This window comes from uncultured Stenotrophomonas sp. (assembly GCF_913778665.1).
Lineage (GTDB): Bacteria > Pseudomonadota > Gammaproteobacteria > Xanthomonadales > Xanthomonadaceae > Stenotrophomonas.
In genome coordinates, this window is the sequence record NZ_CAJYVQ010000002.1 from 68,050 (window position 1) to 92,309 (window position 24,260).

The window sequence follows — 24,260 nt, forward strand, 5'->3', positions numbered from 1 at the left end:
GCGGAGACCTGAACGAAAAGCCGCCGGGCATGGCCTGGCGCTACCGGATCACGGCCGCGCACCGGGGCATTTCCCGCGATCCAACCGCCCAAGAGCCCCTTCTTGTTGAAGGGGCGCGCCGACAGGCGGGGGTAGAGGAGGAATGCGCGGGAAATTATGCCTTTGCCGGGGTCAGGACCATGGTCTACTTGGGTAGCCGGGCCCGGCTAAGGCATAATTGCCGGTGAAACTTCCTTTGCGCCGGCGTTTCCGGGCACGTCCGGACGGCGTTTTTCCCCCTGTTCGGAACATCGATCAATGACGCAGAAAATTACGGTCATCCGCGGCGACGGCATTGGCCCGGAAATCATGGACGCCACCCTGTACGTGCTCGACCAGCTCAACGCTGGCCTGGAGTACGAAGACGCCGACGCTGGCCTGGTGGCCCTGGAAAAGCACGGCGACCTGATGCCGGCGGTGACCCTGGAATCGATCGCGCGCAACAAGGTGGCGCTGAAGAGCCCCCTGACCACCCCGGTCGGTGGCGGCTTCACCTCGATCAACGTCAGCCTGCGCCGTCACTTCGACCTGTACGCCAACGTGCGTCCGGCCCACACCTTCCCGAACACGAAGTCGCGTTTCGACAACGTCGACCTGATCACCGTTCGCGAGAACACCGAAGGTGCCTATCTGGCCGAAGGCCAGGAAGTGTCGGCCGATGGCGAGACCGCCTTCTCCGGCACCCGCATCACCCGCAAGGGCTCCGAGCGCATCGTGCGCTACGCCTTCGAGCTGGCCCGCAGCGTCGGCCGCAAGAAGGTCACCGCCGTACACAAGGCCAACATCATCAAGTCGACCTCGGGCCTGTTCCTGAACGTCGCCCGTGAAGTGGCCGCGCAGTACCCGGAGATCGAGTTCCAGGAAATGATCGTCGACAACTGCTGCATGCAGCTGGTGATGCGTCCGGAACAGTTCGACGTGATCGTTACCACCAACCTGTTCGGCGACATCATCTCCGACCTGTGCGCCGGCCTGGTCGGTGGCCTGGGCCTGGCCCCGGGTGCCAACATCGGCAAGGACGCGGCGATCTTCGAAGCCGTGCACGGTACCGCGCCGGACATCGCCGGCCAGGGCAAGGCCAATCCGTGCGCACTGCTGCTGGCAGCTGCGCAGATGCTGGACCATATCGGCCAGCCGGAAAACGCCGAGCGCCTGCGCAAGGCCATTGTGGCCACCATGGAAGCCAAGGATTCGCTGACCGGCGACCTCGGTGGCACCGGCACCACCATGAGCTTCGCCAAGGCCATCGCCAGCCGCCTGTAAGCGGCCGGCGTTCCCGCAGGAGATCGTCCTGACAGGCGATGTCCAGCCGGGGCCGCTCAGCGTTGAAGACGGGCCGTCCTTGTATGGCCCGTCTGCGTTTTCAACTGCGGGTTTTCATCGACAGGATTTTTTCAGATGCCTGAGGCGGCCGTGTGGGTCGTGGCGGCCGTTGCCGTCTATGCCATCGGCGTGGCGATCTACTTCACCTACTACTGGCCGTGGTCCCGGGCCCAACGTGCGCTGCGCCGCCTGCGCACGCTGGGGGTGCCACTCCGCAGCCTGCGGGAAAGCGAGGCGCGCGTTCTGCAGCTGATCGAGTTTCCGGCAGGATTGCCGGTGCACATGCTGGAAGGCCGCTGTGCGGAGTTCGTGATCAGAAGCAGGATCCAACCGGCCCAGCATGTGCAGACGCTGGCTGGCGTGCCGGTGAGGTATCCGCCAGGCCTTGCATCTGCCGTGCGCGCGGGCAGCAATACCGCCGAAGTAGTGCTGGGGCGCGACCACGCGATGATCGTGCGGCTCAATGGGGTCAAGCTGGCGTCTTAGCGGCGAGCCCTGTTCGACTGCGCACGGCCCGTCGAGCAGGCTCGACTCTGCTGTGCGTTATACGCACAGATCATGTGCCGGAAAATGGCTGGTTCGTGCGTCATCCGCACCACATCCTGTGCCCACTTTCCCTCGCACAGGAGTTGCCCTCATGAACCTTACCGCTTTCGGCCTGGCCAGCCTGATCGGCATGGCCACCACCGCCCCGGTCGCCGCGGCCGAGCCGACCCATCCCACCATCCGCCATATGGCCGGTGCGCCGTCGGTGGCCTCGGTTGAGGCCAACAGGACCGCCGTGCTGGTGATCGACTTCCAGAACGAGTACTTCAATGCCAGCGCCGCGCCCGGTTTCAGCGGGGGCCGCATGGTCATTCCCGATGGGGTGGTCGCGCTGCGACAGGCCAAGCGGGTGGTCGAGTTCGCCGACGCCCATGGCATCCGCGTGATCCATGTGCAGCACGTGCTGCCGGCCGGCGCGCCGCTGTTCGCGCAGGGCAGCGTCAATGCCGACTTCCACCGCGACCTGCAGCCGCGCAGCGGCGAAACCGTGGTGCAGAAGGACAACGTCAGCGTGTTCGCGGGTGCCTCGGCCGCCGTGCTGGACAAGGCGCTGAAGGACGCCGGCATCGATACTCTGATCGTGACCGGCCTGCAGACCCATGCCTGCGTGGTCGGCGCTGCCCGTGATGCCGCCGCTGCCCCGCGCGGCTACCGGGTGATCGTGGCCAGCGATGCCACCGCCAGCCGTGACCTGGATCTGGCTGGCGGCCAGCGCATCGGCCATCGTGCGTTGCATGAAGCATCGCTGGCGCAGATCGAAGATGCGTTCGGTGAGGTCCTCAGCACCGATGCGATCCTGGCGCTGCCGGTCCGCAAGGCCGGCAACGGCGCTTGATAAGCTGGCGGGGCCCGCAGCTGGCGGGCCTCGCCGCAGGAGCCGTGCCCGATGGATCACCTTGCCACGTTGCGGGCGCTGCGCGCGATTGTCGAAACGGGCAGTTTCACCGCCGCCGCCGAGCGGTTGGGGACCACCCATTCGGCCATGTCACGGCAGCTGCGACAGCTGGAAGAGCACCTGCAGGTCCGCCTGCTTGATCGCAACAGCCGCCGCATGTCGCTCACCGAGGCCGGGCGCGACTACTACCGTGAGGCTGTGAGCCTGCTTGACCGCCTTGAGGCGGCCGACGACCGCGCCCGCGCCGGCCAGGCGCAGCCCAGCGGACGCCTGCGCATCAGCGTGCCGCAGGTGGTGGCCAGTCAGGAGTTGCCGCACTGGTTGCCGGGTTTCCTGGCGCGTTACCCGCAGGTGTCGCTGGACCTGTCAGCCGATGACCAGCTGGTAGACGTGGTGGGCGGTGGGTTCGATCTTGCGCTGCGCATCGCGCCGTCGCTGCCGGACAGCCAGCTGGTGGCACGCGAACTGGCCCGCTGTCCACGCATCCTGGTGGCTGCCCCCGCCTATCTGGCCCAGCACGGCCTGCCGCGGCAGGCGCCGGATCTGCAGCAGCACACGCTGCTGGGCTTCAGCCCCACCGCGGCCAGTGCGCCCTGGCACCTGCAAGGGCCGCGAGGGGCCACGGCCAGTATCGAGGCCGGGCAGCGCATGCGCGTAGATGCCACGCCGGCACTGCATGCGGCCGTGCTGGCGGGCATGGGCATCAGTCTGTTTACTGCGTTGACCGTGCAGGAGGATCTACGCGCCGGTCGCCTTATCCACGTACTGCCAACCTGGCATGGCGGACAGCGCTGCTACTTCGCCCTGTATCCGCACGCGCGTGCGCTGGCGCCCAAGGTGCGAGCGCTGGTGGAGTACCTGGCCACGCACTACGCTGCGTGGCGAAGCGCGTGAACTTCAGCCGGGACGGAACATGGGGAAGCGCTATCCGGCGCTGACCCGGAAATAATCGGCCGGGCCGCCACCGCGCAGGATCGGGTTGGCCGCAGCGGTGTCGTAGATGCCATTGACCAGCAGCCGCGCATCGATATGCACCGCCACCACCTCGCCCAGCACCAGCCAGCCGTTGGTGTCCTGGCCGGCGGCATCGCGCAGCCGCACGATCTGGGTGCAGCGGCATTCCATGCTGACCGGACTCTGTGCCACGCGCGGCGGGCGCACCTGGGTGGAGGCCAGTGGGGCCAGCCCGGCCAATGCGAACTCGTCGACGTCTGGCGGCACCGCGCGACAACTCTCGTTCATCGCTTCGGCCAGCTCGAACGTGGCCAGGTTCCAGACGAACTCGCCCGTGGCCTCGATGTTGTGCAGCGAATCCTTGCGGCCCTGGCTGGAGAAGCCAATGATCGGCGGCGTGTAGTTGAAGGCGTTGAAGAAACTGTAGGGCGCCAGGTTCAGCACACCCGCCGCGTCGCAGCTGGAAATCCAGCCGATCGGGCGCGGCCCGATGATCGCGTTGAACGGGTCATGCGGCAGGCGGTGGCCGTCGGCCGGGCGATAGCTGTGGAAGGTGAGCGGCATGGGGATCTTGTTCCATAGGGTCGGGCTTGCTCGACTGGATCGGCATCAGTCTGCCTGAAGCAGTCGGGCAAGCCCGACTCTACGAAAAAGCCGCGACCCTTGCGGATCGCGGCTTGTCGTTCACGGCCCTGAAGGGCTCAGCGCTGCTGGATCTTCGACAGCAGGCGCAGGAACTCCACATACAGCCAGACCAGGGTCACCATCAGGCCGAAGGCGCCATACCACTCCATGTACTTCGGTGCGCGCTGGGCCACGCCGGTTTCGATGAAGTCGAAGTCGAGCACCAGGTTCAGCGCGGCCACCACCACCACGAACAGGCTGAAAGCGATGCCCAGCCAGCTGGCGTCATGGATCACCGGCACGTTGACGTTGAAGAAGCCGAGCACGAACGAGGCCAGGTAGAGCAGGGCGATGCCGCCGGTGGCGGCGACCACGCCCATCTTGAAGTTCTCGGTGGCCTTGATCACGCCGCTGCGGTACGCGATCAGCAGCGCGGCAAGCGTGCCGAAGGTCAGCAGCACCGCCTGGAACACGATGCCCGGGTACTTCATGTTGAACAGCGCCGAGACCGCGCCCAGGAACAGGCCTTCGACCAGCGCGTACATCGGCGCGGTGACCGGCGACCATTCCTTCTTGAAGATGGTGATCAGGGCCAGCACAAGGCCGCCGATCGCGCCACCCATGGCGTACAGGCCGGCACCGCCGGCGATCTGGCCGTACTCGTCGACCGACTGGTTCCAGGCGAACGCTGCGGTCAGCACCGTCAACAGCAGCAGGATGCCGGTCTTGTTGGCGGTGCCGTTGAGGGTCATCACCTGGTCGGGGCTGGACACCACCGAGCCGCTGGCGAGGTCGAGGAAGGTCGACTCGGAAAGAGCCGGGTTGCCGCTGCGCATGCGTTTTCTCCGTGCGAATGAGGGGCTGGACGGCCATCCGGCCGATGACAGCGAGCATAGCCGATGACCGCGCATGGCGCCGTGGCAGGCAGGTAGCCCGCGTCGGCTGCGTTGACAGTTCGCGATGCGCTTGGCGACAATGACCAACTCCCCGGGCCTGGCCCGAGGGGATTGCAGGACCGGGGTATAGCGCAGTCTGGTAGCGCGCCTGCTTTGGGAGCAGGATGTCGGGGGTTCGAATCCCTCTACCCCGACCAATCCCACATCACGTCGGATTGGACGCCGTTCCGGTTCGGGCGCCCGTAGCTCAACTGGATAGAGCACCGGCCTTCTAAGCCGGCGGTTACAGGTTCGATTCCTGTCGGGCGCGCCATTGGCGAAGCATCGGGGTCGTATCGGCGGGTGTGAAGAAGTGCTTGCAAAAGCGCAAGGACTCCACCAGAATATCGGACTCGCTTCGGCGGACCGGAACTTCGGTGACAGTCCCCAGGCAACGTGTTCAAGCTCCCGTGCTGGCGGTATCGGCGGGGGGCGAAAGTTTCAGTGGTGGCTGTAGCTCAGTTGGTTAGAGTACCGGATTGTGATTCCGGTGGTCGGGGGTTCGAATCCCCTCAGCCACCCCACTGATTCAACCGCATCGGCGCAGCCGAAACGGTATTGCAATAAACAGAAAGCACGCTACACTGTGCGTCTGAGTTTCACGGGCCGTTAGCTCAGTTGGTAGAGCAGTTGACTCTTAATCAATAGGTCCAAGGTTCGAATCCTTGACGGCCCACCAAGACGGAAGCCACCTGGTACGCCAGGTGGCTTTTTTCTTATAAGTGTGACTTGTTCGTTTTGATCGATCACGCGCAGCAGAGTCTTGTTTTCAGGGGCCTGCGGCGGTAGCGGGATCGCAGTGCTGGTTTCAACGATGTTGAAAAAAGTGCTTGCGCCCACCGAGCGGATCGGGTCATAATTCGCGCCCCGATTTCGGGCTGTTAGCTCAGTTGGTAGAGCAGTTGACTCTTAATCAATAGGTCCAAGGTTCGAATCCTTGACAGCCCACCAGACGAAAGCCACTTGGTCAGCCAAGTGGCTTTTTTCTTGCCTGTGGCCAGGCTGAGGGTGCAGAGCCGGTAGATCCTCGCCATGCGTGGAGAAGAGAGAGACCGCATCCGCGCACGGCGTGGATCTGCTGAAGCGGTGATGAAACCAGGGTCATACGCGTCATCAGTGTTTTCAATGCTGTGCGCTGCTTCTCACCGCCTCGTGTCCTGCATTGCACCCAATGGTTCTTCCGCGCCGATGGCGCATGCACGAAGGAGAATCTGATGGCCGATATCAACCGACGCGTTTCATGGTTGCTGGTTCCGCTCGCGCTGGTGGCGCTTGCTGCCTGCAGCCCGCCCGGTGACCGCGCGCAGACCGTGCAGCGCGACGCCGATGTGCAGCACAGTCCCGCACGTCCGGTCGGTGAGGCGATGCAGATGCAGCCGGCGGCGCCGGCTGGTGGCGTGGCCCAGCCCGGAGCGGCGCACCTGGGCCGGACCGACGGCGGTGGCATCGAGATCCGCAGAGTGGACGGAACAGGCGGGCAGGGGGCAGACGCAGGGCCCGTCGCACCCCAGCAGCACTGATTCCGGGCTGTCCCGGGCGGCTGCCGGTCGCCCGGGACAGTAGATTCAGCTTTGTGCAGGCCTTTCGCTTCCGGGCGCTGCCTGCGACAATGAAGGCCTGTGCCGGCCACGCGAAAGTGGCGGAATTGGTAGACGCCCTGGATTTAGGTTCCAGTGCCGCAAGGCGTGGGGGTTCGAGTCCCCCCTTTCGCACCAGTGCCGGCCTGTCCCCCGCCCTGACGGGCCCGCTGCACCCTTGACCGGCACGCGCTGGCAGTGCAGGCCGAATTGGGCGAAACTAAAGGGCTGCGGCAAGCAGGCGCGTCCCAGACGTCGTGTCCTTACAACCGTTTCATTCCAATCATCGAGCCGGGGGCCTGGGCCACCGGTGGCAGGAGTCAACATGCAAGCTTCGATCGAATCCACCGGCAACCTGGAACGCCGCCTGAGCTTCTCGCTGCCGGAAGACCGTCTGCAGAGCCACATCGTCGGCCGCCTGGGCGAAATCGCCCGTACCACCCGCATCAAGGGTTTCCGTCCGGGCAAGGTGCCGGCCAAGGTGATCGAGCAGCGCTTTGGTGCGCAGGTCCGTGGCGAGGCGCTGGACGGCCTGCTGCGCGAAACCTTCGACGCGGCCGTGCGTGAGCACGACCTGCGCATCGTCGGCAGCCCGCGCATCGACAAGGGCGACGAGGGTGAGTTCTCGTTCGTGGCCACCGTGGAAGTGGTGCCGGACTTCGGCGACATCGACGTCAGCAAGCTGACCGTGGTGCGCCACAGTGCCGAGATCACCGACGCCGACATCGACCAGATGATCGAAAACCTGCAGAACCAGCGTCGTACCTGGGCCCCGGTCAGCCGTGGCGCGCAGGACGGCGACCTGGTCGCGGTGGAAACCTGGTCGCAGGCCGGCGAAGAGCGCCTGCCGGCCGAAGGCACCGAGAAGGGTTCGATCGTGCTCGGCCAGGGCATGATGTTCGACACCATCGAAAAGGGCCTGGTCGGCCTGGCCAAGGGCGAAGAGAAGACCCTGGACGTCGAGTTCCCGGCGGACTGGCGCGTGCCGGTGCTGGCCGGCAAGACCGTGCAGGTCACCGTCAAGGTCGCCGAAGTGTCCGAGCCGGTCGTGCCGGCGGTCGACGAAGCCTTCATCAAGAGCTTCGGCGTGAAGGGCGGCGACGTCGAGCAGTTCCGCAGCGACATCCGCGCCAACCTGGAGCGTGAGCTGAAGGGCGCGCTGATGAACCGCCTGCGCCGCGAAGTCGGCGAGCAGCTGATCGCCGCGTACTCCTCGGTGGAAATGCCGCCGCGCCTGGTGGAGAACGAAGCCCGCGCCATGCTGGCCCAGCAGGTCGAGCAGATCCGCCGCAATGGCCAGAACGTCGGCGAAATCCCGGCCGATGCCCATGAAGGCTTCAAGGACGCTGCCGCCAAGCGCGTGCTGGTCGGCCTGCTGGTCGGCGAAGTGGCCCGCATCAACGACCTGCGCCTGGAAGCCAAGCGCCTGAACGAAACGATGCGCTTGATCGCTTCGACCTACGAAGAGCCGGAGCAGGTCATTGAGATGTACCGCAACGACCCCCAGCTGATGTCTGGCCTGCAGAACCGTGTGATGGAAGAGCAGGTGATCGACTGGATCGCCGAGCGTGCCCAGCACACCGAAGAGAAGCTGTCGTTCCAGGACGCGATCCGCCAGTAAGCCCGGGCGGATCACCGGATGCCCCGCGTCTGTCCCGGCGCGGGGTTGTTTCCCCCCAAGATAGGTACCTCACGTAATGGACAACCGAACCAAAGCCCTGAACCTGGTTCCGATGGTGGTCGAGCAGACCAGCCGCGGCGAGCGTGCCTACGACATCTATTCGCGCCTGTTGAAGGAGCGCCTGATCTTCCTCGTGGGCCCGATCGACGATCACATGGCCAACGTGGTGGTGGCGCAGTTGCTGTTCCTGGAATCGGAAAACCCGGAAAAGGACATCAACATCTACATCAACTCGCCGGGTGGCGTGGTCACCGCCGGCATGGCGATCTACGACACCATGCAGTACATCAAGCCGAATGTGAGCACCACCTGCATCGGCCAGGCCGCCTCGATGGGCGCCCTGCTGCTGGCTGCGGGCGAAGCGGGCAAGCGCTATGCGCTGCCGAACTCGCGCGTGATGATCCACCAGCCGCTGGGCGGCTACCAGGGCCAGGCCACCGACATCGACATCCACGCGCGTGAGATCCTGACCCTGCGTTCGCGCCTGAACGAGGTGCTGGCCAAGCACACCGGCCAGTCGCTGGAGACGATCGCCCGTGACACCGAGCGCGACAACTTCAAGAGCGCCTTCGAGGCGCAGGCCTACGGTCTGGTCGACCAGGTCCTGGAGCGTCGTCCGGATGAGTCGATCCAGGCCGGCTGACCGGCCTTCACGGGGCCATGGAGGCCTCGTTCCTGCAGGGTCGGGCGGGACTGGTGTCCCCTCGGCCCTGTGCTATTCTCGAATCGAACCCCCGTTCAGCGGGTGGGGTAACTGGGTAAGCGAAGCATGAGCGAAGACCGCCAAGGTCGTTCCACGGACACCGGCAAGATCCTCTACTGCTCTTTCTGCGGCAAGAGCCAGCATGAAGTGCGCAAGCTGATTGCGGGTCCGAGCGTGTTCATCTGTGATGAATGCGTGGAGCTGTGCAACGACATCATCCGCGAGGAACTTGAGGAAAAGGCGCAGTCGGCGCGCAGTTCGCTGCCGAAGCCGCGCGAGATCCTCGAGGTGCTCGACCAGTACGTGATCGGCCAGAACCGCGCCAAGCGGACGTTGGCCGTGGCCGTCTACAACCACTACAAGCGCATCGAGAGCCGGCAGAAGAACGACGACGTCGAACTGGCGAAGTCGAACATCCTGCTGGTCGGCCCGACCGGCTCGGGCAAGACCCTGCTGGCCGAGACCCTGGCCCGCCTGCTCAACGTGCCGTTCACCATGGCCGACGCCACCACGCTGACCGAAGCCGGTTACGTGGGCGAGGACGTGGAGAACATCATCCAGAAGCTGCTGCAGAAGTGCGACTACGACGTCGAGAAGGCACAGCAGGGCATCGTCTACATCGATGAAATCGACAAGATCTCGCGCAAGAGCGAGAACCCGTCGATCACTCGCGATGTGTCCGGCGAAGGCGTGCAGCAGGCACTGCTGAAGCTGATCGAAGGCACCGTGGCCAGCGTTCCGCCGCAGGGCGGCCGCAAGCATCCGCAGCAGGAATTCCTGCAGGTGGACACCAAGAACATCCTGTTCATCTGTGGCGGCGCGTTTGCCGGGCTGGACAAGGTGATCCAGGCCCGTTCCACCGACGTCGGCAGCATCGGCTTCGGCGCCAAGGTCAAGAGCAGCGAGCGCAAGCAGGAAGTGGGCAAGGTGCTGGCCGAAGTCGAGCCGGAGGACCTGATCAAGTTCGGCCTGATCCCCGAGTTCGTCGGCCGCCTGCCGGTGGTGGCGACCCTGGAGGAGCTGGACGAGCCGGCCCTGATCAAGATCCTGACCGAGCCGAAGAACGCCATCACCAAGCAGTTCAAGAAGCTGTTCGAGATGGAGAACGTCGAGCTGGAGTTCCGTCCGGACGCGTTGTCGGCCATTGCCCGCAAGGCGCTCAAGCGCAAGACCGGTGCCCGTGGCCTGCGCACCATCGTCGAATCGGTCCTGCTGGACACCATGTACGACCTGCCGTCGCAGGAAAACGTCAGCAAGGTGGTGGTGGACGAGTCGGTGATCGAGCACAAGTCCGAGCCGTACCTGATCTACCAGACCCCGGCGGCCCCTGAACAGAAGGCCGCAGGCGCTGAGTGATTCTTCCAGGTTGTTGATTGGAAAGGATTTTCAACGAACGCCTTGCATCTGAAAGCCGATGGCCCCATAACGGGGCCATCGGCTTTTTTTGTCTCCGGAAGATGCCCTCCCGGAGGCGGTTTTCCCCTTCCCTGGAGCCCCCATGGCCCGTTCCCCAAGTGAAACCCTCGACCTGCCGGTCCTGCCGCTGCGCGACGTAGTGGTGTTCCCGCACATGGTCATCCCGCTGTTCGTCGGCCGTGACAAGTCCATGCACGCGCTCGAACAGGCAATGGAAGCGGACAAGCGCATCCTGCTGCTGGCGCAGAAGTCGGCCGAGACCGACGACCCGCATGCGGCCGACCTCTACCAGGTCGGTACGCTGGCGCAGGTGCTGCAGCTGCTGAAGCTGCCTGACGGCACCATCAAGGTGCTGGTCGAAGGCCTGTCGCGCGTGCAGGTCACCCACGTCGACGAGCGCAACGGCTCCCTGCACGGCCAGGCCGTGGAGATCGATGCCATCGACGATCGCGAAGCACGCGAGGTCGAGGCGATCGCCCGCTCGCTGATGTCGCTGTTCGAGCAGTACGTCAAGACCAACCGCAAGCTGCCGCCGGAACTGCTGCAGACGCTGTCTGGCATCGATGAGCCGGCGCGCCTGGCCGACACCATCGCCGCGCATATCAGCGTGCGCCTGGCCGACAAGCAGCGCTTGCTGGAAACGCTGGCCGTGAGCGACCGCCTGGAGATGCTGGTCGGCCTGGTCGATGGCGAGATCGACGTGCAGCAGATGGAGAAGCGCATCCGCGGCCGCGTGAAGTCGCAGATGGAAAAGAGCCAGCGCGAGTACTACCTCAACGAACAGATGAAGGCCATCCAGAAGGAACTGGGTGACCTCGACGACGCGCCGGGCGAGCTGGAAGAGCTGGCGCGCAAGATCGCCGAAGCCGGCATGCCGAAGGCCGTGGAAGCCAAGGCACGCAACGAACTGAACAAGCTCAAGCAGATGTCGCCGATGTCGGCCGAAGCGGCGGTGGTGCGCAACTACCTGGAATGGCTGCTGGGCGTGCCGTGGAAGAAGCGCAGCAAGGTGCGCAAGGACCTGAAGGTCGCGCAGGACACCCTGGACGCCGATCACTACGGTCTGGAGAAGGTCAAGGAACGCATCCTTGAATACCTGGCCGTGCAGTCGCGCGTGAAGCAGATGAAGGGGCCGATCCTGTGCCTGGTCGGGCCGCCGGGCGTGGGCAAGACCTCGCTGGGCCAGTCCATCGCCAAGGCCACCAACCGCAAGTTCGTGCGCATGTCGCTGGGCGGCGTGCGCGACGAGGCCGAAATCCGTGGCCACCGCCGCACCTATGTCGGTTCCATGCCGGGCCGCATTGTGCAGAACCTCAACAAGGTCGGCAGCAAGAACCCGCTGTTCGTGCTCGACGAGATCGACAAGATGTCGATGGACTTCCGTGGCGATCCGTCCTCGGCGCTGCTGGAAGTGCTCGACCCGGAACAGAACAACGCGTTCAACGACCATTACCTGGAAGTGGACCTGGACCTGTCCGAAGTGATGTTCGTGGCCACCTCGAACTCGCTCAACATTCCAGGCCCGCTGCTGGACCGCATGGAAGTGATCCGTATCCCCGGCTACACCGAGGATGAGAAGCTCAACATCGCCACCCGCTACCTGGTGCCCAAGCAGATCAAGGCCAACGGACTGCAGCCGGAAGAGCTGGAGATCGGCAGTGATGCCATCCAGGACATCGTGCGCTACTACACGCGCGAATCGGGTGTACGCAACCTGGAACGCGAGATCGCTAAGATCTGCCGCAAGGTGGTGAAGGAGATCGCACTGGCCGGCCCGCAGCCGGTGAAGGCGAAGAAGGGCGCGAAGAAGAAGGCACTGGTGAGCGTGTCCGGCAAGAACCTGGACAAGTACCTGGGCGTGCGTCGCTTCGACTTCGGCCGTGCCGAGGAAGAGAACGAGATCGGCCTGGTCACCGGCCTGGCCTGGACCGAAGTCGGTGGCGATCTGCTGCAGATCGAATCGACGCTGGTGCCGGGCAAGGGGCAGCTGATCCTGACTGGCCAGCTCGGCAACGTGATGAAGGAATCGGCGTCGGCGGCGCTGTCGGTGGTGCGTTCGCGCGCGGTCGGCTTCGGCATCGACAGCGAGTTCCTGCAGAAGCACGACGTACACCTGCATGTGCCGGACGGTGCCACGCCGAAGGACGGCCCGAGCGCTGGCGCGGCGATGGTCACCTCGCTGGTGTCGATGCTGACCCGGGTGCCGGTGCGTGCCGACGTGGCGATGACCGGCGAGATCACCCTGCGTGGCCGCGTCACCGCTATCGGTGGCCTGAAGGAAAAGCTGCTGGCTGCACTGCGTGGCGGCATCCGCACGGTCATCATCCCGGAAGAGAACCGCAAGGACCTGGCCGATATTCCGGCCAATGTCACCCGCGATCTGAAGATCGTGCCGGTGAAGTACATTGAAGAGGTCCTGGACCTGGCGCTGGAACGTCCGTTGGCACCCACGAAGGCGCGCAAGAGTGCGCAGCGTGTCACGGTGCGCGGCAAGGCCAAACCGAGTGGAAGCGCGCGCGTCAAGCATTGACGCGCGCTGTCCAATGGCCCGAAACCCGCGTCGTTGCTGGCTTTCCAGCTTGCGTGGGGGTAGGGCCACTGGTATAAAAGCAGCACTCGCGAATGAGTGATCGCTGTCAGCGATGACTGAATCGGCGAACCGTTTCCACATGGCGGCCGCATGCAGAAGGCATGCGGTTGCTTCCCTGTCGAATATGCGGAACCCACCGCCAAAGGAGTTGTAGAGAATGAACAAGACCGAATTGATCGATGCCGTTGCTGAAGCTGCCGACCTGACCAAGGCCGAGTCCAGCCGCGCTGTCGATGCCGTCGTTGCTGCCGTCACCAAGGCGCTGAAGGACGGCGATGCGGTCACTCTGGTTGGCTTCGGTACCTTCCAGGTCCGCGACCGTGCTGCCCGCACCGGCCGCAACCCGAAGACCGGCGACACCATCAAGATCGCTGCTTCGAAGAATCCGTCGTTCAAGGCTGGTAAGGCCCTGAAGGATGCTGTAAACTAAGCGGCTCGCTGGGGTGCTTAGCTCAGCGGTAGAGCGTCTCCTTTACACGGAGAGGGTCGGGGGTTCGAAACCCTCAGCACCCACCACAGCACCGCGGTAAAAGTTTGAGTGTGGAGCGGTAGTTCAGCTGGTTAGAATGCTGGCCTGTCACGCCGGAGGTCGCGGGTTCGAGTCCCGTCCGCTCCGCCAACTCTTAAAGCCCTCGGCGCAAGCCGGGGGCTTTTTCTTTGTGCCGCCGCGAAGCGGTGCGCAGGCCGCGCCGCTGCTGCTTTTGGTCCCTGCGGCGAAGCGGGTTACACTGCCGGGCTCGCCAATCAGGCCTTGTGATTCCTCACCATGCTGCAGAAACTCCGCGACAAGACCTCAGGCTGGATCGTCACCGTGATCCTGGGGCTGCTGATGATTCCGTTCCTGTTCGTGATCGACAACAGCTACCTCGGTGGCGTTGGCGCACAGAACGTGGCCAAGGTTTCCGCGCCGCCGACCTGGTGGCGTTCGGCACCGTCGTGGTGGCCGGTGCGCATGTTGTGGCAGCACCATGAGATCAGTGCGCAGGAGTTCCGCACCCGCTTCGAGCAGGAGCGCATGCGCGAGCGCCAGCAGCAGGGCGAGAACTTCGACCCGCGCGCGTTCGAAAGCACCGAGAACAAGCTGGCCGTGCTCGATCAGCTGATCGACGAGCAGGTCGTGCGCCTGGTCGGTGAGCAGGCGGGCGTGGTGATCGGCGATGGCGCCGTGCGCGAATACATCACCACCATCCCGGCCTTCCTCGATTCGAACGGCAAGTTCAACGAGAACAACTACCGGCTGGCGCTGGCCGGTGGCAATCCGCCGCGCACCCCGACCCAGTTCCAGGAACTGGTGCGCGAGAGCCTGCAGCAGTCAGTGATCCCGTCGGGCCTGCAGAACTCCGGCTTCGTCACCCAGGCCGAGACCGAGCGCCTGCTGAAGCTGCTGGGCGAAACCCGCGACGTCGAACTGGCCGCGCTGCCGGAAGTGCCGGCCGATACCGCGCCGGTCACCGACGCGCAGATCAAGCAGTGGTATGACAGCCACGGCAAGGATTTCCGCCAGGCCGAAAGCGTGTCGCTGGAATACGTCGAGATCAACGGTGCCACCCTGCCGGCACCGACCGCGGCGGACGAAGCCACCCTGCGCAAGCGCTATGAAGACGAGAAGGCGAAGTTCACCTCGCCGGAGCAGCGCCAGGCTGCGCACATCCTGATCACCGGCGACGGTGCCGAAGCCAAGGCCAACAAGATTGCCGCCGAGGCCAAGGCGGCGGGCGCTGATTTTGCCGCGCTTGCCAAGGCCAACTCGGAAGATCCGGGCTCGAAGGACCAGGGCGGTGACCTGGGCTGGGTCGAGCGTGGCGCGATGGTCAAGCCGTTCGAGGACGCCCTGTTCGCCGCCAAGGCAGGCGAGGTGATCGGCCCGGTCAAGACCGACTTCGGTTACCACATCATCAAGGTCGCTGCGGTGCGCGGCGGTCAGGGCAAGTCGTTCGAGGAAGTGCGTGACACGCTGGCCGCCGAACAGCTGAAGGCCGACGGTGAGCGTGGCTTCAACGAGCTCGCCGGCCGCTTGGTCGATGCCATCAACAAGAGCCCGAGCGATCTGGCTGCTGCCGCCAAGGAAGTGAACCTGCCGCTGCAGACCCTGGGCCCGATCACCCGTGCGACCGCCAGTGGCATCGCCACCGATCCGGCTGTGCTGCGTGCTGCCTTCTCCGAAGTGCTGGTGCAGGACGGTACCGCCAGCGATCCGATCGCCCTGGGCGGCGCGACCAACCACAGCGTGGTGATCCGCGTGGCCGCGCACACCCCGGAACAGGCGCTGCCGCTGGACAAGGCGCGTGAGCAGGTGATCGCCGCGATCCGTGCCGACCGCCAGCGCCAGGCCAGCGACAAGGCCGCCGACGCCGTGCTGGCCAAGCTCAAGGCAGGCGCCACCCTGCAGTCGCTGGCGGCCAGCGAGAAGCTGCAGCTGAGCCCGATGCCGGGCCTGCCGCGCAGCCAGCCAGTGCCGACCCCGGAAATCAACCGTGCGATCTTCAGCGCGCCGGTGCCGGCCGAGGGCAAGCCGAGCTACGGCAAGGTCGACGTCAACGGCCATGCGCTGCTGTTCGCGGTGAACAAGGTCAACCCGGGCGACATCAAGGAAGTGACTGCCGAGCAGCAGAAGCAGCTGAAGGATCAGCTGAGCCAGATCGATGGCATGGCTGCAGCCAAGGCCTACATCGAGGCGATGCGCAAGAAGTTCGTGGTGCAGACCACCGAGGCGAACCTGTAACTCCTGCGGCGAGCAGGAACGAAAAGGCCCGGCATTGCCGGGCCTTTTTTGTGGCTGCGCTTGCTCGACTGCACGGCGGTGTTCCCCGGGCAAGAAAAAAGCCGAGCGTAGGCTCGGCTCTTCAGGCAACACTTGGCGTGCGCGTCAGTCTTCGACGCGCAGTACCGCGCCCGGCTTCAGCACGCTGCTGCCGCTCAGGCCATTCAGCGACAGCAGGGCCTTCACCGGCATGCCGTAGCGGCGGGCGATGGTCCAGGCCGACTCGCCATCACGCACGGTGTGGCGGCGGCTGCGCGGGCGGTCGGCGATCGCGGCAACGGTCTTGGCGACCTGCGGCGTGGGTACGGCAGCGGCCACCGGTGCAGCGCTGGCGACCCATGCGGTCGCCGCATCCGTTACCGTCGCATTGGCGGCCGAGACCGGCGCCAGCACCCGGGTGGTGCCCGCGGCGCGGCCACCGGAGGCCAGCGCCGGATTGAGCCGGGCGATCCGGGCAGGGTCCAGGGCGCGCTGTGCGGCCCACTGCTGGACGCTGGTGCCGGCCGGCAGGGTGTGGTCCTTCAGCACAGGCACGGTGCGGTCCAGCGAGGCCATCACGCCCGGCTGGTCTTCCACGTCTTCCAGCACGCAGGCCAGGGCATGCAGCTTCTCGACGTAGGCGTGGGTAACCGGCGACAGGCCGGGCAGCGCCGAGGGCTTGGCGTTCTGCGCGTTCATGCCGGCCTTGCGCATCGACTGCAGAACGCGATACTCGCCGGCGTTGTAGGCCATGGTGGCCAGGCGCCAGTCGCCGCCGAACATGCCGTGCAGGGTCTTCAGGTAACGCACCGCGGCCTGGGTCGAATCCACCGCCGACAGGCGCCCGTCGTAGCCATTGACCATCGGCACGCGGTGGTTGCGCGCGGTGGTGGCGATGAACTGCCACAGGCCGGTCGGGCCGCTGCCATTGCGGGCATTGGGCCGGTAGCCGCTTTCCACGAACGGAATCAGCGCGAATTCGGTGGGCAGGTTGGCCTTGCGCAGCTCCTCGACCACGTAGCCGAACAGCACCAGCGCATCGTCATCCTGGTTGGCCAGGCGCGACGGGGCGTGGGCGAACTGCTTCTGCCAGCGGGGGCTGGTCGCCTCGGCGTCGCAGCTGGGCTCGGCCAAGCCGTCGCGGAAGCGGGTGAAGATCTCCTGGCCGTTGCGCACCGAGGCGGCCGGCAGCGCAGCCGCGTCCAGCGGCAGCGCGGCGGCGGCGGTCAGGTTCTGACTGATGCCGACGCCCAGCGACTGCGCGCCCGCGGTTCCGGCCAGCCCCAGGGCAAGGCCCAGGGCCAGCGGCAGACTTCGGCGCATCATGCGCGGAAGCCGTCTTTCCAATGCCGGAGACCGGCCATCACGTCGACGTCGTCCACGACGTCACGGCCCAGGTGTACCGACACCGACGCACGGATCGGCGCCGCGTGCACACGCAGGAAGGGATTGCAGTCGAATTCGTTGGCCAGGGTTACCGGCAGGGTGGAACGGTCATCGCGGCGCATGGCCAAAGCCTCCTCTTGGCGCTGCCACAGGGCAGCGTTGGCGGGGTCGACATGCCGCGCGAAGACGGCATTTGACACGGTGTACTCGTGGGCGCAACAAAGCAGCAGTTGCGCGGGCAAGGTACCCAGCTTGCGCATCGATGCCAGAAGCTGGGACGGCGTACCTTCGAACAGACGTCCACAGCCCAGGCTGAACAACGAATCTCCGCTGAAAAGATGTTCAGCTGTGTGAAACGCGATGTGGCTGCGGGTATGCCCGGGCACGGATAGTACGTGGAACATCTGGCCCAGTGCCTGAACGCGTTCACCTTCGCCTACCCGTTCGGTTGCGGTGGGGATGCGTTCTTCCACAGGCGCGATCACCCGCGCATCGGGAAAACGCGCCTGCAGGGCCGGCACGCCACCGATATGGTCGTCGTGGTGGTGGGTGAGCAGGATCGTGTCCACGCGCAGGCCCTGGTCGGCCAGCGCGAGTACCGGCGCGGCGTCACCGGGATCGATGACCACGGCGGCGCCATCGTCGTCGATCAGCGTCCAGATGTAGTTATCCGCAAATGCGGGCAGGGCAGTCAGTCGCATAGAATTGGACCATGCCCGCGCTGCTGAGCACCCGTCAAGCGACCCAGGCCCCGTGGTTCGACAGTGAACCGGCGGCGGCCTTGCGCGTTCTGGAGCGTCAGTTGCTGTTGCCGCAGCTGTCGGCATTGCCAGCACAACCGTGGTTGTGGATCGCGCCGAGTGCAGCTTGGCTGCAGGATGTGCAGCTGGGCGGGCGTGGCCTGCGCCTGTTCCGCCAGGGCCCGGGCTATACCGGTGATACCCGTTGCGCGCTGCCGTTGCCGCTGGCCAATGAGAGCGTCAACGCCATCGTGCTGCAGCATGTCACCGCCGCTGATGCCGACCTGTTGCTGGACGAGTGCGAGCGCGTGCTGATGCCTGGGGGGCACCTGTGGTTGAGCAGCCTCAATCCGTTCAGCCCCTACCGCACGCGCTGGCGCCAGCATGGGCTGGTGGTGCGCACGCCGCAGCGGATCCGCCTGCTGCTCGGCCGCCACGGCCTGGAGTGCGACGATATGCGGTACCTCGGCCCGCTGTGGCGGGGCGCCGGCAGCCGCGGTCCCGGGGGCTGGGCACCTCTTCGCGCGGCCTGCCTGTTCCATGCGGAAAAACGCACGCTGGCCCTGCCCGGGCCGAAACCGTTGCCGGTGCCGGTGCGCTGGCGCGGCACCGTAGTTACCTGATCTGGAGTTGTATTGAAAACCATCGAAATCCACACCGACGGTTCCTGCCTGGGCAATCCCGGCCCCGGCGGCTGGGCGGCCTTGCTGCGTTACAAGGGGCATGAGCGCGAACTGAGTGGTGGCGAAGCGCATACCACCAACAACCGGATGGAGCTGATGGCGGCCATTTCGGCCCTGGAAATGCTGACCGAGCCGTGCAACATCGTGCTCTATACCGATTCGCAGTACGTGCGGCAGGGCCTGACGCAGTGGATGGCCGGCTGGATCCGCAAGAACTGGAAGACCGCAGGCGGCGACACGGTGAAGAACCGCGAACTGTGGGAGCGCCTGCACGCGGCGACGCTGCGGCACCAGATCGACTGGCGTTGGGTGAAGGGCCACTCCGGCGACCCTGACAACGAGCGGGTCGACACCCTGGCCCGCAACGCGGCGATCCAGATCCGCGACTCCAGCCCGGTAAACTGAGCCCATGCGTCAGATCATCCTTGATACCGAAACCACCGGCCTGGAGTGGCGAAAGGGCAACCGCATCGTCGAAATCGGCTGCGTGGAGCTGTTCAAGCGCCGCCCGACCGGCAACAACTACCACCAGTACATCAAGCCGGACTGCGAGTTCGAACAGGGCGCGCAGGAAGTCACCGGGCTGACCCTGGAGTTCCTCGACGACAAGCCCGCCTTCGCGCAGATCGCCGACGAGTTCCTGGCGTTCATCGACGGCGCCGAGCTGATCATCCACAACGCCGCGTTCGATCTCGGCTTCCTCGACAACGAGCTTTCGTTGCTGGGGCCGCAGTACGGGAAGATCACCGACCGCTGTACGGTGATCGATACCCTGGCGATGGCGCGCGAGCGCTTCCCGGGGCAGCGCAATTCGCTGGATGCGTTGTGCAAGCGGTTGGGCGTGGACAATTCGCACCGCGCGCTGCACGGCGGCCTGCTTGATGCGCAGATCCTGGGCGATGTGTATATCGCGCTGACCTCGGGCCAGGAAGAAATCGGCTTCGGGCTGGGCGGTGATGACACGAGTGGCAACGGTGCGGCGCTGCAGGCGTTCGATATGAGTGCGCTGCTGCCGCGACCGCGGGTGGTGGCCACGGCGTCGGAACAGGAAGCGCATGCTGCCCGCCTGGAACGCCTGCGCAAGAAGGCCGGCCACGCCTTGTGGGATGGGCCGAAGGTGGAAGAGCCGGCCAGCGCGTAATCGTTCGGGGGGGGCCGGCCAGCGGCCGGCACTACCGCATCCACGCATGGCGTGGATTTACCGGTCAATGGCAGCGCACCAGGATCACGCTGATGTTGTCACGGCCACCGCCGTCGAGCGCGGCGGCGACCAGCGTGTCCACGCATTCCTGCGCGCTGGCGTCCTCCAGGGCCAACGTGCGGGCAATGCCGCGATCATCGACTTCTTCGGTCAGGCCGTCGCTGCACAGCAGCAGCTGCATGCCCGGGCGCAGTTCGCCGCTGGTGGTGGCCACGTTCAGATGGGCAGGATCAGTGACGCCCAGCGCCTGGGTGACCACGTTGCGATGCGGATGCGCGCGCGCCTGCTCGGCAGTCAGGGTGCCCTGCGCGACCAGTTCCTGCACCACGCTGTGGTCCTGGCTGAGCTGGGCCAGTTGGCCATCGCGCCACAGGTAGGCGCGGCTGTCGCCAACCCAGGCCACTTCATAGCGGTTGCCCTGTACGCGCGCGGCGACCACGGTGGTGCCCATCGGCAGGGTGTCGTTGCGCCGGCGCGAGGCGCGGATGATTTCTTCGTCGGCGGTGCGGATGGCCTGCGCCAGCAGCGCACCGCGCCGGATCTCGCGCACGATGGTCTCGCGGGCGAGCGCGCTGGCCACCTCGCCGCAGGCGTGGCCGCCCATGCCGTCAGCCACCAGCCACAGCGCCAGCTCGCTGTCACCGTAATAGGTGTCCTCGTTGAGCTCGCGGCGCATGCCGGGGTGGGTGAGGTGTCCGAATTCGATCATGGTGGGCAACGGGCGGGGTCGTGCGGGGGAGACAGGCATCATCGGGTGGGCGCAAGCATCCGGCAAGGCATCCACCCGGGAAATTTTCACGTCATTGGCCGGAATGACTTGTCGTCGGCCTCACTTCCTCGTATGATGCGCGTCCCCGGTCCGCCGGGGACCACCCGGAGAGGTGGCAGAGTGGTTGAATGTACCTGACTCGAAATCAGGCAGGCGTTTATAGCGCCTCGGGGGTTCGAATCCCCCCCTCTCCGCCAGATAAAGAAAAAAGCCGCCCAATGGGCGGCTTTTTTCTTTATCTGGCGCGGGACGCGACGCGCGTGGCCGCGTCGCCCACACGTTGCGCAGCAACGCGTGGGCCCGTTCCTTTGCCTGCCTCTCCCCGCCCCTGTCGGGGCAGCCCCTCAACAGAGGGGCTTGCTCCACCCGACGATTCCATGTCACGCCTGTGGGCCATCCCCATGCCCTGTGCGAATGGCGCGTGCTCAGAACGTATAGCCCAGCCCCAGCTGGATGCCGTTCTGGGTCTGGCCGTCACGACGTTCGCCCACGTAGTCGACCATCACTGACAAGCGCGAGCTGGCGCGGCTGGTGACGCCAAGGTTCCAGGCCAGTACCTGTTCGCCGACGGCCTGGCTGCTGGCACCGAACAGCAGATCCGGGGCGGCGGTGAATCCGCTGCTGTAGCGGGCCTGGGTATCGCCGAGTTCCTTCTGCCAGACCACGCGCGCACGAGGGGTGATGCGCTCGCCGTTGTTGTCTTCGAAGGTCTTGAGTAGCTGCAGGCCGGCACCGACGCGGATGCTCTCCAGGCTGCCGCTGCGGCCGACCAGGGCAGCGGCCTGCTGGCCTTCATTGAACCGCGTGGCCGAGGCGCGCGCGTAGTCAATCACCGGCAGCAGCGGCTGGATCACTAAACCGTTGCCGGTGGTGAACGAGAACGCATGCTCCACGCGTGCGGAAATTGCGTCGTTGCTGTACTTGGCACGCGGCGGTCCCTGCAGGCCTTCGATGCCCTCGATACTGCGTCGGGTATCGTGGCGCAGGTCGGTGTAGCGGACGGCGGCGGACAAATAGCCGCGCGAATACAGGGCATCCATGTAGGCGCCGACATCCAGCGCGCGGATATCACCCGTGAATCCTGCGCCTTCGCTGGCCCTGGTCGACATGTCGGCCGCTGCAACGCTGACGCCGAGGGTCACATGGTCGTCTGCCAGGCGGGTATCGGCGCCGAGCACGATACCGCCGACGGTGTGGCTCAGGCCGACGACGCCATCGTCAGCGTCGATCCGGCCGTGGCTGGCGAAACCGCGCGCCCAGAGGCCGCGATTGCGCCCTGCATCGTTGCTGTCGGCATCTGCTTCTACCGGTGCGACCAGATGCATCGCCAGCTGGTTGAACAGGCGATTGCCGATCATCACCGATTGCGCCGAGGCCGCCTGCGCGGCCCGTGCTGCCAGGCCACCGGCATCGCCACCGCTGCGCGAAGCGGCCTGATGCTGCTGCACGACAGTGCCGATGCTGCCGATCAATGCGTTGTCGGCCAGGCGCAGGCTGGCGTGCGCGTCACCGCGCAAGGCTCCCGCCTGGCGCGTGATGTCATCGCGGTCAGCAAACTGCAGGGCGCCGAGCAGTCCGCTCATCGACGGCGTGCGCTGCGCGGCCGCCTGCTGCAGCGCGATGCCCAGGCCGTCGCCGGATTGCGCATTGCCGAACAGCCGGGTGTCGTCGAACGAGGGATTGGCGGTCACCCAGATGCCGCTGCCGGTCTGGTTGACCGTGAAGCTGAGCAGGGAATTGTGGCGGGGGCGGAACACCGCGCCGGGCGCGGTGAGATCGACCGCACTGCCGGCCTCTCCACTGCGCTCGACGTACTGGAAGCGGCCCTCGATGAAGTCTGATACCGGCGCTGCGCGGGTCAGGGACTCGGGCGTGGCGCTACGGCACCACAGGCCGGCGTACTCCCCGTTCGACGGGCCGCAGGGGGCGACGGGCAGCTGCAGGGCGCTGGAATCCACCTGGGTCCCGACCAGGTGGTTCTGCTGCCCCGACGGGAAGAACGCCTGCTTGACGTCCAGTGTCAGCCTGGCGCTGGGGGCAATGCTCAGCACGGCGCGGTTGATGTTGCCGAGCAGGTTGTAGTCACCCGCCTGCGGGTCTTCATCGACCAGGAAGTAGCGGGCTTCTTCCAGCGTCAGTGCCGGCGCGGTGCGCTGGCTGTCGACCTGGAAAGCCAGGTTCGCGCCGTCGTTGAGGTTGATGTAGCGGCCCTTGCCGATCCGCAGGCGCTCGCTGGTGAACACGTCGTCGCCACCCGGCGCCAGCGCTTCCAGCGAGTACGGGCGCATGACGATCCCGGACGGTGCGAGCGTGCCGCCGTCGTTGATGTCGACCGTGGCGTTCAATGAGCCGTTGCCGGTCAGCACGCCGCCGCGTTCGATCACGGTCAGGCTGCGCAGTGCGCCCTGCTGCAGTTCGATGCGCCCACCATTGCGGGCGCCGATGGCTTCGGCGTGGTGGATCCAGCCATTCTGCTGCAGGCGCAGAGTGCCACCATCGGCCACCACATACTGCGCGGCCGAGGCGGTATCCAGCGACCAGACGCCGCCCTTGCCGATGCCGATCACACCGAAGGCGTCGTCCAGCCGGATGTCCGGGGCCGATTGCTGGAAGTAGCGCAGGTTGGCCAGCGCATTGGTGTAGCGCCCGCGCACAGCCAGGTTCGGATTGAGGTCTCCGCTCACTTCCTTGTCGATGGAAAGCACGTCGCCGGGCTGGACGTAACCGGTTTCGGTAACGACCCGATCGCTGTAGAAGCTCACGCCGGGGTAGGCAGTGCAGTTGCCCGCCGCACTCTGGTCGCGGGTCGGGCAGAAGCGCGTGGCCACGGCCATCGCGTTCGGATCGAAGTAGCGCAGGAAGCCCGACTGCTGGGTCAGTTCATAGTGCGCCTGAACGATGCGCGCTTCGATCACCGCGAAGTCGGTCGGGCCGAACATGTCCTTGTAGTACTTGATGTACTTGTCCTGCCCCGGATACGGGGTAGGACCATTGGGGCCCGATTCGCCATGGATGCCCAGTACCGTCTGCGTGTAGTTGCCGTGCGCCGGCAGCAGGCCGAACTGCGTCACCTTGCGCTTGACGCCGGCAACGAAGGCGTCGGCGCAGGCCGAGTAGCAGCCGCCGTCGAGCACGGTGTCCAGCCCATGCTGGCGGATGATCGCGCCCATGCCCACGCCGCCGGAGGCGGCTCCGCCCGGCGAGTTGCGGAACACCACCTGGCGCAGCGGCGTGCCACGGGCCTGCGCGGCCAGGGCATACGCTTCCAGCGTCTGCGGATCGGTCGCCAGTACGTTGCCGGTGTAGTAGAGCGTGTCTCCATTCACATGGAAGGCACTGGCATGGGCCTGCGGCGCGGCAGCGAAGCCGAGCAGTGCTGCAACAAGGGCGCTGCCGAGCACGGTGGCGCGGCGGGTGGGGAGGGTGGGGTATCGATGCATGCGGAATTCCACGGAAAG

At 65.7% G+C, this 24,260-nt stretch carries 20 protein-coding genes and 9 tRNA genes; 23 read left to right on the top strand and 6 right to left on the bottom strand.

Annotation, left to right across the window (positions count from 1 at the left end; translation table 11 throughout):
* Positions 1-297 precede the first annotated feature (297 nt).
* The 4 genes from QZ853_RS01095 (at position 298) to QZ853_RS01110 (ending at position 3,697) form a co-directional block, all read left to right on the top strand.
* Entirely contained in the window at positions 298-1,302 is a 1,005-nt protein-coding gene (locus QZ853_RS01095; RefSeq protein WP_295570043.1) for an isocitrate dehydrogenase, read from the top strand.
* Positions 1,303-1,437: 135 nt separating this feature from the next.
* Positions 1,438-1,848: a hypothetical protein gene (locus QZ853_RS01100; protein WP_295570044.1), complete on the top strand. Its 411-nt coding sequence runs from the start codon at positions 1,438-1,440 to the stop codon at positions 1,846-1,848.
* A gap of 151 nt (positions 1,849-1,999) precedes the next feature.
* Positions 2,000-2,743 (top strand): cysteine hydrolase, encoded by a 744-nt coding sequence (locus QZ853_RS01105; RefSeq protein WP_295570046.1) that lies wholly within the window; start codon positions 2,000-2,002, stop codon positions 2,741-2,743.
* A 51-nt stretch (positions 2,744-2,794) separates the two neighbouring features.
* Positions 2,795-3,697, top strand: a complete 903-nt coding sequence (locus QZ853_RS01110) for a LysR family transcriptional regulator (protein ID WP_295570048.1) — start codon at positions 2,795-2,797, stop codon at positions 3,695-3,697.
* A gap of 30 nt (positions 3,698-3,727) precedes the next feature.
* Here the strand turns inward: QZ853_RS01110 and QZ853_RS01115 are convergent, their stop codons facing one another.
* Positions 3,728-4,321, bottom strand: coding sequence for a flavin reductase family protein (locus tag QZ853_RS01115; RefSeq protein WP_295570050.1), 594 nt, complete (start codon positions 4,319-4,321; stop codon positions 3,728-3,730).
* A 137-nt stretch (positions 4,322-4,458) separates the two neighbouring features.
* Positions 4,459-5,217, bottom strand: a complete 759-nt coding sequence (locus tag QZ853_RS01120; RefSeq protein WP_295570052.1) for a Bax inhibitor-1/YccA family protein — start codon at positions 5,215-5,217, stop codon at positions 4,459-4,461.
* A 180-nt stretch (positions 5,218-5,397) separates the two neighbouring features.
* On the opposite strand from QZ853_RS01120, the gene QZ853_RS01125 reads away from it, so the two are divergent.
* From QZ853_RS01125 to QZ853_RS01195, 15 genes are all read left to right on the top strand, one after another.
* Positions 5,398-5,474 (top strand) — tRNA-Pro (locus QZ853_RS01125).
* Between the two features lie 39 nt (positions 5,475-5,513).
* Positions 5,514-5,590: transfer RNA gene (locus tag QZ853_RS01130), tRNA-Arg, on the top strand.
* A 173-nt stretch (positions 5,591-5,763) separates the two neighbouring features.
* Positions 5,764-5,840: transfer RNA gene (locus tag QZ853_RS01135), tRNA-His, on the top strand.
* 79 nt (positions 5,841-5,919) lie between these two features.
* Positions 5,920-5,995, top strand: a tRNA-Lys gene (locus QZ853_RS01140).
* 196 nt (positions 5,996-6,191) lie between these two features.
* A tRNA-Lys gene (locus QZ853_RS01145) sits at positions 6,192-6,267 on the top strand.
* Positions 6,268-6,530: 263 nt separating this feature from the next.
* Positions 6,531-6,836 (top strand): hypothetical protein, encoded by a 306-nt coding sequence (locus QZ853_RS01150; protein ID WP_295570053.1) that lies wholly within the window; start codon positions 6,531-6,533, stop codon positions 6,834-6,836.
* Between the two features lie 110 nt (positions 6,837-6,946).
* Positions 6,947-7,031: transfer RNA gene (locus QZ853_RS01155), tRNA-Leu, on the top strand.
* A 187-nt stretch (positions 7,032-7,218) separates the two neighbouring features.
* Complete coding sequence (gene tig, locus QZ853_RS01160; protein ID WP_100471436.1) at positions 7,219-8,514, top strand: trigger factor; 1,296 nt, start codon at positions 7,219-7,221, stop codon at positions 8,512-8,514.
* 76 nt (positions 8,515-8,590) lie between these two features.
* Positions 8,591-9,217: an ATP-dependent Clp endopeptidase proteolytic subunit ClpP gene (clpP, locus tag QZ853_RS01165; RefSeq protein ID WP_004146318.1), complete on the top strand. Its 627-nt coding sequence runs from the start codon at positions 8,591-8,593 to the stop codon at positions 9,215-9,217.
* Between the two features lie 126 nt (positions 9,218-9,343).
* A complete protein-coding gene (gene clpX / locus QZ853_RS01170) occupies positions 9,344-10,633 on the top strand; it encodes an ATP-dependent Clp protease ATP-binding subunit ClpX (RefSeq protein WP_004154600.1) in 1,290 nt (429 codons plus the stop codon).
* Positions 10,634-10,775: 142 nt separating this feature from the next.
* Complete coding sequence (lon, locus tag QZ853_RS01175; RefSeq protein ID WP_295570056.1) at positions 10,776-13,223, top strand: endopeptidase La; 2,448 nt, start codon at positions 10,776-10,778, stop codon at positions 13,221-13,223.
* A gap of 217 nt (positions 13,224-13,440) precedes the next feature.
* Entirely contained in the window at positions 13,441-13,713 is a 273-nt protein-coding gene (locus tag QZ853_RS01180; RefSeq protein ID WP_004146343.1) for an HU family DNA-binding protein, read from the top strand.
* Positions 13,714-13,724: 11 nt separating this feature from the next.
* Positions 13,725-13,799 (top strand) — tRNA-Val (locus QZ853_RS01185).
* Between the two features lie 26 nt (positions 13,800-13,825).
* A tRNA-Asp gene (locus QZ853_RS01190) sits at positions 13,826-13,902 on the top strand.
* A 147-nt stretch (positions 13,903-14,049) separates the two neighbouring features.
* Positions 14,050-16,005, top strand: coding sequence for a peptidyl-prolyl cis-trans isomerase (locus tag QZ853_RS01195; protein ID WP_295570058.1), 1,956 nt, complete (start codon positions 14,050-14,052; stop codon positions 16,003-16,005).
* A gap of 144 nt (positions 16,006-16,149) precedes the next feature.
* On the opposite strand, the gene QZ853_RS01200 is transcribed toward QZ853_RS01195, so the two are convergent.
* Together QZ853_RS01200 and gloB are read right to left on the bottom strand one after the other, a co-directional pair.
* Positions 16,150-17,349, bottom strand: a complete 1,200-nt coding sequence (locus QZ853_RS01200; RefSeq protein ID WP_295570059.1) for a lytic transglycosylase domain-containing protein — start codon at positions 17,347-17,349, stop codon at positions 16,150-16,152.
* Positions 17,346-18,110 carry a hydroxyacylglutathione hydrolase gene (gloB, locus tag QZ853_RS01205; protein WP_295570061.1) on the bottom strand — a complete coding sequence of 255 codons (765 nt, stop codon included), beginning with the start codon at positions 18,108-18,110 and terminating at the stop codon, positions 17,346-17,348. The genes QZ853_RS01200 and gloB overlap by 4 nt, the downstream gene beginning before the upstream one ends.
* 11 nt (positions 18,111-18,121) lie before the next feature.
* Between gloB and QZ853_RS01210 the strand changes: the two genes are divergently transcribed.
* The 3 genes from QZ853_RS01210 to dnaQ are packed head-to-tail and all read left to right on the top strand — an operon-like array spanning position 18,122 to position 19,973.
* Positions 18,122-18,772: a hypothetical protein gene (locus QZ853_RS01210; RefSeq protein ID WP_295570063.1), complete on the top strand. Its 651-nt coding sequence runs from the start codon at positions 18,122-18,124 to the stop codon at positions 18,770-18,772.
* A 12-nt stretch (positions 18,773-18,784) separates the two neighbouring features.
* Complete coding sequence (gene rnhA, locus QZ853_RS01215; RefSeq protein ID WP_295570065.1) at positions 18,785-19,237, top strand: ribonuclease HI; 453 nt, start codon at positions 18,785-18,787, stop codon at positions 19,235-19,237.
* 4 nt (positions 19,238-19,241) lie between these two features.
* A complete protein-coding gene (gene dnaQ, locus QZ853_RS01220; RefSeq protein ID WP_295570066.1) occupies positions 19,242-19,973 on the top strand; it encodes a DNA polymerase III subunit epsilon in 732 nt (243 codons plus the stop codon).
* A 64-nt stretch (positions 19,974-20,037) separates the two neighbouring features.
* On the opposite strand, the gene QZ853_RS01225 is transcribed toward dnaQ, so the two are convergent.
* Positions 20,038-20,742 (bottom strand): PP2C family serine/threonine-protein phosphatase, encoded by a 705-nt coding sequence (locus tag QZ853_RS01225; protein WP_295570068.1) that lies wholly within the window; start codon positions 20,740-20,742, stop codon positions 20,038-20,040.
* A gap of 166 nt (positions 20,743-20,908) precedes the next feature.
* Here QZ853_RS01225 and QZ853_RS01230 point away from each other — a divergent pair.
* A tRNA-Ser gene (locus QZ853_RS01230) sits at positions 20,909-20,999 on the top strand.
* A gap of 228 nt (positions 21,000-21,227) precedes the next feature.
* Here the strand turns inward: QZ853_RS01230 and QZ853_RS01235 are convergent.
* On the bottom strand, positions 21,228-24,242 hold the full coding sequence (locus tag QZ853_RS01235; protein ID WP_295570070.1) for an autotransporter domain-containing protein: 3,015 nt from the start codon (positions 24,240-24,242) through the stop codon (positions 21,228-21,230).
* Between the last annotated feature and the right edge of the window lie 18 nt (positions 24,243-24,260).